This window comes from Dissulfurimicrobium hydrothermale (genome assembly GCF_022026155.1).
Lineage (GTDB): Bacteria > Desulfobacterota > Dissulfuribacteria > Dissulfuribacterales > Sh68 > Dissulfurimicrobium > Dissulfurimicrobium hydrothermale.
Genome location: NZ_CP085041.1, coordinates 1,078,847 through 1,092,177, shown reverse-complemented (window position 1 = coordinate 1,092,177; position 13,331 = coordinate 1,078,847). Strand labels below are relative to the sequence as shown.

At 49.9% G+C, this 13,331-nt stretch carries 10 protein-coding genes; all 10 read left to right on the top strand.

Features of this window, described 5'->3' with window-relative positions; translation table 11 throughout:
- Nucleotides 1–47 precede the first annotated feature (47 nt).
- The 10 genes from LGS26_RS05280 to LGS26_RS05235 all read left to right on the top strand — a co-directional run bounded on the left by LGS26_RS05280 (nucleotide 48) and on the right by LGS26_RS05235 (nucleotide 13,259).
- Nucleotides 48–2,504 carry an MGDG synthase family glycosyltransferase gene (locus tag LGS26_RS05280; protein ID WP_237887625.1) on the top strand — a complete coding sequence of 819 codons (2,457 nt, stop codon included), beginning with the start codon at nucleotides 48–50 and terminating at the stop codon, nucleotides 2,502–2,504.
- A gap of 119 nt (nucleotides 2,505–2,623) precedes the next feature.
- Nucleotides 2,624–3,613, top strand: coding sequence for a UDP-N-acetylglucosamine 4,6-dehydratase (inverting) (pseB, locus tag LGS26_RS05275; RefSeq protein ID WP_237887624.1), 990 nt, complete (start codon nucleotides 2,624–2,626; stop codon nucleotides 3,611–3,613).
- Nucleotides 3,610–4,794 (top strand): UDP-4-amino-4,6-dideoxy-N-acetyl-beta-L-altrosamine transaminase, encoded by a 1,185-nt coding sequence (gene pseC, locus LGS26_RS05270; RefSeq protein ID WP_237887622.1) that lies wholly within the window; start codon nucleotides 3,610–3,612, stop codon nucleotides 4,792–4,794. The genes pseB and pseC overlap by 4 nt, the downstream gene beginning before the upstream one ends.
- A gap of 22 nt (nucleotides 4,795–4,816) precedes the next feature.
- A complete protein-coding gene (gene pseF, locus LGS26_RS05265) occupies nucleotides 4,817–5,539 on the top strand; it encodes a pseudaminic acid cytidylyltransferase (protein WP_237889877.1) in 723 nt (240 codons plus the stop codon).
- Complete coding sequence (locus LGS26_RS05260; protein ID WP_237887620.1) at nucleotides 5,517–6,557, top strand: N-acetylneuraminate synthase family protein; 1,041 nt, start codon at nucleotides 5,517–5,519, stop codon at nucleotides 6,555–6,557. The genes pseF and LGS26_RS05260 overlap by 23 nt, the downstream gene beginning before the upstream one ends.
- A 58-nt stretch (nucleotides 6,558–6,615) precedes the next feature.
- The gene (locus tag LGS26_RS05255) at nucleotides 6,616–7,647 is read left to right on the top strand and encodes a hypothetical protein (RefSeq protein WP_237887618.1); all 1,032 of its coding nucleotides are present in this window, start codon (nucleotides 6,616–6,618) and stop codon (nucleotides 7,645–7,647) included.
- On the top strand, nucleotides 7,640–8,836 hold the full coding sequence (locus tag LGS26_RS05250) for a class I SAM-dependent methyltransferase (RefSeq protein ID WP_237887616.1): 1,197 nt from the start codon (nucleotides 7,640–7,642) through the stop codon (nucleotides 8,834–8,836). The genes LGS26_RS05255 and LGS26_RS05250 overlap by 8 nt, the downstream gene beginning before the upstream one ends.
- 19 nt (nucleotides 8,837–8,855) lie before the next feature.
- Nucleotides 8,856–10,085, top strand: coding sequence for an ATP-grasp domain-containing protein (locus tag LGS26_RS05245; RefSeq protein ID WP_237887614.1), 1,230 nt, complete (start codon nucleotides 8,856–8,858; stop codon nucleotides 10,083–10,085).
- An 11-nt stretch (nucleotides 10,086–10,096) separates the two neighbouring features.
- Nucleotides 10,097–11,260: a class I SAM-dependent methyltransferase gene (locus LGS26_RS05240; protein WP_237887612.1), complete on the top strand. Its 1,164-nt coding sequence runs from the start codon at nucleotides 10,097–10,099 to the stop codon at nucleotides 11,258–11,260.
- Entirely contained in the window at nucleotides 11,232–13,259 is a 2,028-nt protein-coding gene (locus tag LGS26_RS05235) for a glycoside hydrolase family 57 (protein WP_237887610.1), read from the top strand. The genes LGS26_RS05240 and LGS26_RS05235 overlap by 29 nt, the downstream gene beginning before the upstream one ends.
- The last annotated feature ends 72 nt before the right edge of the window (nucleotides 13,260–13,331 follow it).

Sequence of the window (13,331 nt, the reverse complement as noted above, 5' to 3'; positions counted from 1 at the left end):
AATGCAATAAAATAAATATTATGTTACATAATCCATTGGAGGCAAAGATGAGCGCTTACCCAAATAGAAAGATCGTCATATTTTATTCCTCCATAGGCTATGGACACATCAGCGCGGCGCAGGCCGTTAAAGAGGAAATATCCAAACTAAACCCAAAGGCGCAGGTACTTCTCCAGGATATCCGTGAGTTCATGCACCCAATCTGGCGCAGGATCGACGAAAGGCTGTATTGGTTTGTGGCAGCCAACCTCCCGGAGTGCTTCGACGCCCTCTTTCACAACGTGCAGGCGCGAGGAAATTCAGCGCTGTCGCTATCGCAACTACCAAACGACTACCCTGAAGAAAAGGTCCTTGAATTCCTGAAAAATCTGGCGCCGGATGCTGTCCTTGCCACGCATTATGGATCGGCGCAGGTGCTCGGAAATCTGCGCGAAAAGGGTCTATTAACAGATATTAGGATCGGTTGGCTGCACACGGATTTCTTTGAAGGATATCTGCCGCGGATATCCAAGCGTATTGATCGTACATTCCTTGCCCATCACGAGCTGGAATCGCGCTGGCTGGCGGCAGGGGTACCGGCGGAAAAGGTAGTCACCAGTGGTCTACCGGTATGTATCTGCAACGATGATAGGGGTCGAGAGGCAATTTTAAACGCCATAGGGCTGTATGCGCACTGGCCCACCGTAGTGATTACGTCCGGCAAGGAAGGGGTCAGCAATTATTCAGCCATAATAGAAGGCATTGCCGAGGGTTATCAAGATCATATACAAATTATAGCCGTGTGCGGCAAAAATACCAGGCAACAGGCCATGCTCAACGAACTTAAGGGACGGCTGGCAGAACGCATAATCATACGCGTCTTCGGTCTGGTACCTCACAACGACTTGCTCTCATGGGTAAAGGCCGCAGACATCCTGATTACCAAGGCCGGCGGTATGACCCCTGTAGAGGCCTTTGCCATGAGCACGCCTACCGTCCTCATTGATGCGGTCAGCGGCCATGAACGAGAAAATGCAGCCCTTTTTACTCGGCTCGGTGTGGCGGAACAGGCCGTTGACCCTAAGCACGCAGGTAAATTGGTAAACAGTCTCCTTGCCGACCGTAAACGCGCGGATGCGATGCGCAAGGCCCAAAGGGAATTCAAAGAAAACATCAATATCGCCAGGATCGCCGAATTTGCCCTGGACGAGACATTCGTTCCAGTAGTACCACCACCAGATTTCGGCGTCGAAAACGGGGCACCTGTCCTGAATATGAACGAGACGCTGGCGGAACTGGACGCACAGGTCCCGGCAGAACTGGAGCTACTTCTTTCCTATTCAACCTCACAAAAACCACAACGAATTGTACTGGAAAACCCCTTTGGTCACATAGCCATTCGAATCCACGACACAGTCTACAGCGCCAACTACATTGCCGATCCCTCTGTAGACCCCAATTTTTTGCAGCATATGGGCCTTGCCGATTATTTATATGGCGTATGCCGCCCATCTCCACTTCAGATACATACCAATACCTATGGCATGGCTTACGGTCGAGAAAATATCGGTCTAAGGGTCAGCGGGATCGCCCCCTGGCGCATAGACGCCATGGTGAACGAAGCAAACCAAATAGAAGATGGTTTTAGGAGCGGCAAACTACGTTGGGACAGGAGCAACTTTAACTGTGCGGATATTGTCAAACGCATTCTGCATGCCGGCGGCTACAGCAACCCCCCTACATTACTCGACAAATTGGGTTTACCCGCAATGCCCCTGGATGTATTTGAACGGGCAAGGGCTGTATTCGAAAACGATCCTTCTTTGCGTGTAGAACTCGTAGCTTACCGACAGATACCAGGGACACATGCAAGCTATCGCTTCTCCAGGTTTCCCCTGTCTATACGACAGCCTCTACGTTCAATGGCGCTGATCATAAAGGATTCCCATCCTGATTCATTGGGAAACGCCGTCACAAGGCAGATAACCGGTTTCGGTGGAGATCGCCGCCTCTATCTTGAAGATCTGCGCACCCATTTGCCGATCGCCGCCATAGATGAGCCGATTCAATTTAGCCGTTCACACAGACGGCTGGCCGACGCTGCAGCCAAAGACCTGCGGCGGCTACTGGAAGTCAACGCTGCCTTACACCTAAGGGAATTCAAACATCTAAAGTTATTTTACGGCACCAAAGAGATCAGACGGCTGCTGGACCGCACCCTTGATCTGGCACGCATCGCCACTGAACGGGCTGAATATATGCTGAAAGACGAAGGGGCGAAACGCCTCAGGAGACTCTTTATCGAACTCGTATGCGACTATGGGCGCATCAGTGGGTTACACATACAGTCACAAAAGATCGACGCCTATCTCAAACGGTTTCAGAATTTTGAGACTGCGATGGTGCATGAATTCACCAATCGCCGGCTAATACGATTTGCTCGCGCATCGACCTTCTGGCGCTCGTTGCGACTCCGCCTCTCGCGACGTAATAAAACAGGCGACAGACAGGGTAAAAACGGCTAAAGAGACAAACCGCCCGCCCGCCCCATGCCGGCGTAAGAAAGAAAAACACAATATCCATGCAACCTGGTACAAATTTTGCTTAATTCCATTAAAGAAGATTGAATTCTAGCGAGGTACGCATGGATAAATACGAGCTGCAAAATGGGTTCGAATGGGACGACAAGGTCATTTTGATCACGGGTGGAACGGGTTCATTTGGAAAGGCCTTTGTAAAAAAACTGCTCTCCGAATACCACCCAAGGGCAATAAGGATATACAGCCGCGACGAACTAAAGCAGTTTCATATCCAACAGGAAATAAACGACACGAGACTTCGCTTTTTCATAGGCGATGTGCGGGACAAGGAGCGCCTTATCAAGGCCGCGCGGAATGCGGATGTGATCGTCCATGCCGCCGCCATGAAACAGGTGCCGGCATGTGAATACAACCCGTTCGAGGCGGTCAAGACCAATATAATCGGCGCAACCAACGTAATTGATGCAGCCCTTGAAAACGCAGTGCCCCGCGTAATCGCCCTGAGCACGGACAAGGCCGTATATCCGGTAAACCTCTATGGGGCCACAAAGCTCTGCTCAGACAAGCTCTTTATCCACTCAAACGTCTATGCAGGCGAGAGACCAACCCGCTTCGCCTGCGTCCGATACGGCAATGTCCTTGGCTCAAGGGGAAGCGTCATACCTGTTTTTATGCGTCAAAAAGAAAACGGCTACGTAACGATTACAGACCCACGGATGACACGCTTCTGGCTCACCCTTGACCAGGCTGTAAACCTCGTGACGAAGGCCCTTGCGCTCATGGATGGTGGCGAGATATTCATACCCAAGATACCTAGCATGAAGATAACAGATCTGGCCGAGGCCATTGCCCCTGGATGCGAGCAACGGATTACAGGGATACGCCCAGGGGAGAAGCTCCATGAGGTCCTGATAAACGAAGACGAAGGCAGACATACCTTCAAATTTAACGATATATTTATCGTATATCCAAACGGCGGAACCAAAAAGGGTAAACCGGTACGAGAAAATTTTATGTACACGAGCGATACAAACGACCTATGGCTTACAGTCGAAGAGCTCAGGTCTCTTCTGCAGCAGGAAGGCAGCCTTTGAGCAGGAAATTTCTTCCATACGGCAGGCATTTCATCACGGAAGAAGACATAGAGGCGGTCTCCAGGGTCCTGCGCTCTGACTGGCTGACGCAAGGGCCGGAGGTGAGCGCCTTTGAAGAGGCCCTGTGTAGACTCACCGGCGCAAGATATGCAGTGGCCGTGTCAAACGGCACTGCGGCCCTGTATCTTGCCTGCCGGGCGCTCGATATAAAAGAAGGTGACCTGGGAATTACAACGCCGCTTTCCTTCGTGGCATCGGCAAACTGCATGGCCATTTGTGGCGCAAGGGTGGATTTCGTTGATATCGAAATGGGCGCATACTGCATGGACCCCGAGGCCCTGGAGAGGTTCTGCCTTAAATCCGGACCGCCAAAGGTCGTGGTCGCGGTGGATTTTGCAGGCATACCGGCCGCTCTCCCGACCATTTGGGACCTGGCAGGGCGCTTTGGTTTTCATGTGATTGAAGATGCGGCCCATGCCATCGGCTCCAGATACCTCTGCGATGAAAGATGGATCAACTGCGGGGAGTGCATCCACTCCGACCTTGCGATATTCTCCTTTCACCCTGTAAAGACCATAACCTGCGGCGAGGGCGGGGTCGTGCTTACAAATGACGATGGCCTGGCCGAACGTGTGAAGATGCTTGCAACACACGGGATAGAAAGAAGGCATGAAAATTTTGTTACGGACATCCCCAGGATGCCCTGGGCCTACGAGATGCAGGAGCTCTCTTTGAACTTCCGCCTGAGCGACATCCATGCCGCGCTCGGGCTGAGTCAGATAAAAAGGCTCCCTGGTATCAAGCAGAAGAGACAGGAAATTTTTGCATTTTATAACAGTGCATTGAGGGATCTCGAGTCAAAGGGATTGGTTAAACTCCCAACATGGCAAGAGAGGCATGACCCATGCCCGCATCTCTACGTCCTGCTCCTTACAAAGACCTCTCCCATTGACAGGGATGACCTCTATTTAAGGCTGAAGGATATATCCATTGGCTGCCAGGTTCACTACTGGCCCATACACCTTCAGCCCTACTATGCCATGGAATACGACTACGGCCCTTCAAAGGCCCCGAACGCCCTTGAATTCGCCCGAAACGCCCTGAGTCTCCCACTCTTCCCTTCCATGGATCAGGGTGATATGGAAAGGGTTGTTCAGACAATCCATGAGATAATGGAGTAGAGAAGATATGAAAGAGCCAACGATGATCATTGCCGTGATCCCTGCCCGCGGCGGCAGTAAACGCATCCCGCGCAAAAACATCAAGGACTTCTGCGGCAGACCCATGATCGCCTGGTCGATTGAGGCGGCGAAGGCATCCGGATTGTTCGACCATATCATTGTGACAACGGATGACGCAGAGATCGCCGAGGTTGCAAAGACATGGGGCGCTGAAGTGCCTTTTATACGGCCTGCAGAACTCGCCGATGACTATGTAGGTACGGGGGCCGTCGTCAAACATGCCGTCGAATGGTTCGCTGAACACGTAGGGATGCCGGGGTTCGTTTGCACCATCTACGCCACGGCGCCGTTCATACGGTCGTCCGATATATGTAAGGGGCTGGATATGTTATTATCCAGCGGCAGCGAACAGGCATTTACCGTAACCACATTCCCGTCTCCCATACAACGGGCCCTCAGGATTACATCAAGCGGTAGGGTAACAATGTTTCATCCAGAGAATTATCAGGCCCGATCGCAGGATTTGGAGCCGGCCTATCACGACGCAGGCCAGTTTTATTGGGCTAGAAGTACCTCGATCTTAAATTCACCATCAGGCTTTCCTGAGGACGCAATACCGATAATTCTTCCGAGATACAGGGTGCAGGATATTGACACACTTGAAGACTGGCAAAGAGCGGAACTTATTTTTAAGGCATTGCAACTATCAGAGGAAGAAAAATATGAGGGGAATAACAATCGGTGACACAGCCATCGGGGCCGACCATCCTACTTTCATTATTGCAGAGATCGGAACCAACCACGGCGGCAGTCTTGAGCGGGCTAAAGGGCTGATCAATGCCTGTGCCGAAGCCGGAGCGGATGCCGTCAAATTCCAATCTTGGACGGCGGAACTACTTAATAATGTCAAAGAGGTCGGTACAGATGGACGATTGATGGATTCCAAGGCAATTCCGATTTTAAGAAAATATGAGCTCCCTAATGAATGGCACGTCGAACTAGCGGCATACTGCAACTCATTGAATATCCATTTTCTTTCCACGCCATTTGATCTGAAACATGCGCGTCTGCTTCGGGATATCGGGGTACCCGCGATAAAGATTTCTTCATCGGATCTTGTCTATGACGAATTGCTTGAAGAGATATCGACATATTCGCTTCCCGTCTTGCTTTCCGTAGGCATGGCAAATCTTGGCGAAATCGAACATGCACTGGAGTGTCTCGGGCCAGCTCGTGACAGAACTGTACTGCTGCACTGTATTGCAGCCTATCCCCCGATCTATAAAGATGTCAATTTGCGTGCTATCCACACTTTGAGAAAGGCATTTGGTCTCCCTGTCGGTTTTTCAGACCATCTTCCAGGTCATGAAATGGTTCTGGCGGCGACAGCCTTGGGGGCATGTGTCATCGAAAAACATGTAACATTTTCCAGAGAAGACGATACGCCGGATAGTTTTTTTGCATTGACAGTCAATGAGTTGGCATTGATGGTCCAAGCCGTTCGTCGTCTGGAGGCGGCTATGGGAGACGGGCAAAAACGTTGCATGCCGAGTGAAAAGGAGGGCTTGACAGGCGGCCGTCGCTGCATATTCGCCGCACGCGATCTAAAAGCAGGTATGACTTTGACACGCGATGACCTTGCTGTCGTCCGTCCAAATATCGGAGAAATCAAGCCTCGCCATTTGAAGATGCTCATTGGCCGGATACTTCGAGTTGATGTATCTCAAGGCGCCCCATTGGCTTGGCGTCACCTTGACTGGTGACTGAATATATTATCTTATATCTTACAAAATCCGACAATAACTTATAAAAATGTACTGAATGAAAATTCTAATTCAAACTGAAGGATCATCTCAACTCGGACATGGACATATCATGCGAAGTTTCTATTTGGCCCAGGCCGCTCGAAGTAGGGGGCTTGATGTCTACTTTCAAGCGCTCAACCAATATACGGCAGAAATTCTCTATGGTCTAGGCGAGACGACCGTCCTTCAATCATTAGCAAACAACTTCGATACACCTATAGTTATAATCGATACACCAAGAACGATTCCTGTGAGCATTGTCAGGAAGCTTCATGCACGCTCGGCCTTTGTATTAATGATAGATGTCTTGACCGAGGCGCGGATGGAGGCAGATATGGTATGTGATGCCATGATGACACAGCAGCGCGCCAAAAAACTACAGCATTCTAATAAGACTAAATATCTCTATGGCCTCAAATATGCCTGTCTTGACGAGCAATTCAGGCAATATCATGCAATGCCAATACAGACTAATCGAGATAGGCCGAAACTACTTGTCGCCTTTGGAGGCGGCGATATGTTACACAGCAATATCAAATTTCTTACAGCGCTAAGCAAACTGGGTTTTCGAGGACCTGCAGAGATCATCATAGGCCGAGAGTCGAACAATAATGACGAACTCCATTCCATTATTGCTGAATGGCTAGACAGCAAAATTGTATGCGGAGCACGGGACATGGCCAGAAGAATGGCAGACGCCGATTTAGTTGTAACCAAACTCGGCTTGACCCAATTGGAGGCCTTTTGTGTAGGGCGTGATTGTGTCGTCATAGAGCCAACCCAAGCACATTTGGATTTACAGCAAGCACTGCAAGAAGAATACAATAATTGGCCTGTTTGCGAATGTGGATTGGCGGTCGACGACGATACATTTGATATTGCTGCAAGGGAGACAATAGATAGATTGCTGAATCAAAAACAGAGAATAGAGAAAGGACGACTGGCCTGCCAATTAGTGGATGGCAAGGGTGCGGAACGCATTATTGAGGCCTTGCTTCAAGGACTTAGTGACCGAGTGAATTCCAAGAAAGGCAATAACGATGGTTGAAAAAGTAGATTGCCCTGTATGCGGTAGTAATCAAGCAACTGAAATATGGTCCCATGTCAGCGGGATCGCCGATGGAGTTTGCCTAAACTGCGGACATGCCTATCTTACCCGGCAAAAAACTGAAAAAGAAATTATTGCGAGCTACAAAAATTTCAGACAGGCTTATCCCGAAGCATACTTAGCAGATACAAAAAATGACCTGTTTGAACGAGCCCGTTGGCGTTATGAATTCTTGGCGCAAAATATACCCACTGCCGAGGCCATAAACAGCGTTTTGGAGGTCGGATGTGCATACGGCCATTTTCTTTCTCTGTTTTCGCCAAAGGTGATCCGCGCAGGAATAGAGCCATCAATGGATCAAGCTGCTTTTGCAAAGAAGCATTTCAACCTCTCGGAGATTATCAACAGTCCATATGAATTGATAGATAAAAAACCAAAAGAATGGCCAGGGCATGGTTTTGACCTCTTTTGTTCTTATCATGTCATAGAACATGTCAAGAATCCTAGCCGCTTGCTTGCTTTTGCGCGTCGGATGTTAAAACCAAATGGCTATATATGCCTTGCTGCACCAAACCTGTTTGCTCTTTCTCCTGATATTATAGAATATTTCTTTTTGTTTAAGAATTGGCATCTTAATATATTTAGTCCTTCATCACTTTCTAGACTTCTTGCCCAATTTGGCTTCGAGACCCTTCACTGGGAAGTTGAGCCACCGACCACAATGCTTCGAAACAGCTTCATAGTATTGGCACGCAAACAGACTATAAGTCCGGTGCAATTTGTTTCATCCATAAACATCCAAGACTCGGTACAGGCACTGGCCGATTTTCATAACATACTGGATCGATGCATTCATTCTATCAGGCAAGCATTTGACGAATGGCATCACCAAGGATTGACCATCTACATCTACGGTGCAGGCATACATACTACTGCACTATTGGAGCTAAGTGATATAGAAAGAAAATATATCAAATTCATCATTGATGATGACCCAAAAAAATGGGGACTGGAAATAAACGATATCCAAGTAATCAACCTGGATAATGCCTTATCGCGCAAGCCTGATGTTATTCTGGTATCTTCACTGGCGTCGGAAGAAATCATTTTACAAAAACTGGGACAATGCCTAAGAACCGGTATTAAACTTGTAGGTGTATATCGTGATCTAGCACCACACTTGAAGTGAATAAAAAATGGGAGTGGATATGAAGCAATTTAGTGGCCATGATTACGTGATCATCGTCGGTGCAAGTGATCTGGTTATGCCAGCCTATCGTTTAGCCCGTAACAATTTAGGGTTAGGCATTATCGCATTCGATTATAACTCCAATGCCCCTGGGATGAAATATGCCGATGTCGCTATACCAGTGAGTACTAAAGATATGGCAGCAGCTGTTTCTTATGCTCAAGATCTCGCTAAACGATATAGAATCAAAGGTGTTTTTACCTGTGGCGCAGATGTTGAAATCACTGTAGCTGCTATCGCAAAAGCGCTTTCGCTCCCCGGCATTCCGTTAGATGTAGCTAGACGTTGCAATGACAAACTCATGATGCATCGCCATTTAGACACCTTGGGGTTTACGGACAAGGCCCGCTATTGTATTGTCCAAACTAAGAAAGAGGCCATGCGATCAGCGCCAATTATCGGCTTTCCTTGTGTCATTAAGCCGCTTGACAATTGTGCATCGAGGGGCGTCCAGCGTGTCGATGCACCAGATCTCTTGCCTGAGGCTTATGATCTAGCTGCCTCTTTCAATACCTCAAAAGATGGCAGGGTGCTGATAGAGGAATGTTTACAGGGAACAAAACATACTATCGAAATGATCGCTTGGCATGGGCAGTGGCACCTGCTTTCTATTATCGATACCCATTACATATCTCCAAGATGGCCATGCGAGACAGGTTTAAATACCACGCAACAGCCCCTGGCCACGCAAAAAAAGATGTTTATGTTCGCTTCAAACGTCGCCCGACTCATCGGCATCGATTTCAATGCACACAAGGTGGACGTCAACATTGCTCCAGACGGGTCGATCAAACTCATTGAGTTGACTGCGCGTCTGTCTGGCGGCTTTCATTGCCAGTATGCCTCGCCGCTGGCCTTCGGCAGCAATGACATCCTTGCCGCTTTAAAGCTGGCGGTCGGTATGCCCCTTGATGTGGGGGATATTCGGCATAAGTACGAAAAGGGTTCCGCTGTGCGTGCTGTCTTTCCAAAACCTGGCAAGGTTGTGGCCATCAACGGGGTAGAGGAGGCCAAGGCCTCGCCTGGGGTGGCCGAGGTCTTCGTCTGGTGCAAGGTTGGCGACCATGTTGGGCCTTACCTGAATTCAGCAGATCGTCCGGCCTTTGTCATCGCAAGCGGCGAGACGACCGAGGAGGCGATTGCAAACGCCGAACGCGGCGTCGACTTACTGAATATCCAAACCATATGACAGGAAGAAATATGGAGCCTTACACGGTATTGGTGCAGGCCGGTCCAGAAGAAATTTTATATGCATCCAGTCCAGAGGATTTGAATCTTGCGCAATTGAGGAAATGGCCTCACATTAATCAAATATTGATCATGCTTCCCGAACTCGAAGGGGTGGATAAGGCTGTCGAAAAGCTCAACACTTGGGGTTTTCAGAGTTTTGTCGGGGATCCGTATAATGTCTGTCGTAGGACTTGTGCTGCGCAGCAATGTGTTGGAGGAGAGAAATTTGCAGTACGGGTACTCGCCATTTGGAAACATTTGGATCTTTCATATATCGACAGGATGGTGCACTGCATACGTCAAAACAAATGTGACGCTGTGCTGGCGCCACGCGATTTCGATGTAACATTTGCAGCCGATGTGTCAACCTTAAGTGCCTTGGAGAAGATTGGTTCCTTATCTGGCGATTCTCAAGAGGCGATGCGCGCGAAGTTCAACCCTTGGGGATATATGGACATGCACCCTGATGAATTCAGTTTGGAGTACCTGGAGCCCGCTCCAGTTTATATTGCAGCGCAACGCGAAGAACTGCTGGCGACCCGCCGCTGTCATCCGGAAAACGAATTTTTCGGGCGTGATTACGCAGGCTCGCGATATCATTTTTTAGCCTCTATGATACCGCCGGGATTACGCATACTTGATATCGCCTGCGGTGCCGGAACAGGCAGCCATCTATTAAGTCAAAAGGCCGAATTCGTTCTTGGGGTGGATTATCTCGAGGCATATGTGAATAAGGCACGATCCAGATTCTCTGAAAACGATCGGCTGGCGTTTATGGTAGGGGACGGGCAGACCTTTGATTTTGAAGGACGCAAGGCCTGGTTCGATATGGTGATCTCCCTCCATACCCTGGAGCATGTCCCAAATGACCGGCTAATGCTGGCAAATCTTTTTAGAAACTTGAAGCCCGGCGGGGTCCTTGTTGCAGAAGTCCCTTTACTGATGCCGCGGCCGCTTGGGGTACCCATCAACCCGTATCATCTGCGTGAATATAATCATCGGGATTTTTTAGATATGCTACGTGCCGCCGGTTTTGAAATTGAGCGTATCTGGGGGGTTTGCCGCGGCTTCTATGGGACAGTGGAACATGCCCGCGATGCCATTCATGTTCATACAAGAAAACCAATCTCCTGATATGATCGTTGAACCGTTATATCTCTTCTCCTTCTTTCATCTCAATCTCGCCTTCTCCTCCATCGAGGAAGAGCAACGCCCCGAGGTGATCAACCGCTGCTATTGGCCCTTGCTGCGCCTTGTCCGCGAGCAGCGCCTGCCGATGGGAATCGAAGTCTCTGGATACACGCTGGAGACAATCAAGACCCTCGACCCGGCATGGATAGAAGAACTACGCCGCCTCTGCCGCGAAGGCCTGACGGAATTCATTGGCAGCGGCTACGTCCAGATTATCGGACCGCTGGTTCCGGCGGCGGTCAACCGCGCCAATCAGCGCATCGGCCTACAGGTCTATGAAGGCATCCTCGGCCTTCGCCCTCAGCTGGCACTCGTAAACGAACAGGCCTATTCCGCAGGAATTGTGTCGATATATAAAGAGACCGGCTATCAAGCCATAATCATGGAGTGGGACAATCCCGCGAGCAGCCACCCTGAATGGAATCCCGAATGGCGTTATCTCCCCCAACTTGCCTGTGGGTCGGAAGGCACGACCTTACCGGTGATCTGGAACAAGTCGATTGCATTCCAAAAATTTCAGCGTTATGCCCACGGCGAGATAGAATTGCCTGAATATATTGAATTTCTCAATCAAAAACGAGGCGTTGGCGAGCGGACCCTTGCCATTTATGGCAATGATGCCGAGATATTTGATTTCCGGCCCGGGCGTTTTCATGCCGAGGCGGTCATGGGGGATGAGAGCGAGTGGACGCGTATTTCTCGCCTCTTCGAGGCGATCAAGACTGATGGCGGCTTTACCATGATCAGGCCCAGTCAGGTGATCGACTTCCTCGGCCACCCCGGCGCCGGCCACCGCCTGCGCCTCGAATCAGCGGAACAACCTGTGCCCGTAAAAAAACAGGCCAAGTACAACCTCATGCGCTGGGCCTTGGCCGGACGTGATAGCCTTGGACTTAATACCTCATGCTGGCGGTTGTTCGAGGCGCTCGCAGCCTGTTCCGACCCGACGGAGAGCGATTGGAAGGAGCTGTGCTACCTGTGGAGTAGCGATTTCCGTACCCATATTACAGCCAAACGCTGGCAGGGGGTACAGCAACGCCTGGCCGCCATGCAGCAACGCCTTTTGCCCACAGTCCCTAAAGAAGTGGTCGTCCATCACAACCCGGCAAGCCAGAATGCCTTCCGTGTGCGGCTTGAAGGCGCCTTCCTTGAGATCGAAACCATGTGCCAGCGGTTACGCCTCAACCTGCATCGGGGTCTGGCGGTGAACGGCTGGTGGGACAAGACCATATCAGACAAACCACTTATAAGAACGCTCCCTCATGGCTATTTCGATGATATCCATTACGGCGCCGACTTCTATACCGGTCATTTTGTGCTCGAATTACCGGGTCAACCCAAACTTACTGACCTTTCGGCCGTTGATCCGCACTGGGAAATAACAAATGGGCAACTTGTGGTACATGCTGAGATCACAACCAGCCTTGGGCCTGTATGCAAAGAGATCACCATTAATGCCGATCAGCCGAAACTTGGAATCGCATATCATTTCTATTGGCCACGCTGCCCTAACGGCACCTTGCGATTGGGCCATATTACCCTCAATCCGGAACTTTTTGCACGTGACTCCCTTTTCTTCAGCACCCACAACGGCGGAGATGCGACAGAAACCTTCTTTATCCATGACAAGCCGATAAACCACCTTGCCCCTGTGTCCGCTCTGGTGTCAGCCAGCCATGGGCTTGGAGTAACTTCAGGGATTGTGATAGTGGGTGATGCGACACACCGTCTAATAGTAGAGGTGGACAAAACCGCATCCGCCGTCACCGGCCATATCCTATACGCCCCGGTAGATGATCATTACCTATATCGTCTGATCTTTTCGGCAATGGAGATGGATGACACCTCTTGTCATGTGCAAACCCGCAGCTGCTTTAAAAACAGAGAGGTAAGCCTGTGCCTTAGAAGTTCTGGCTCCATGACCACCAATTCCAGGTCCTGAGTGAGCAAGCTGTTTTTGATTCAGATTCCATGGGAGCAGGGCATTTAAGATCTTCCAAGCCCCTTATTGCAT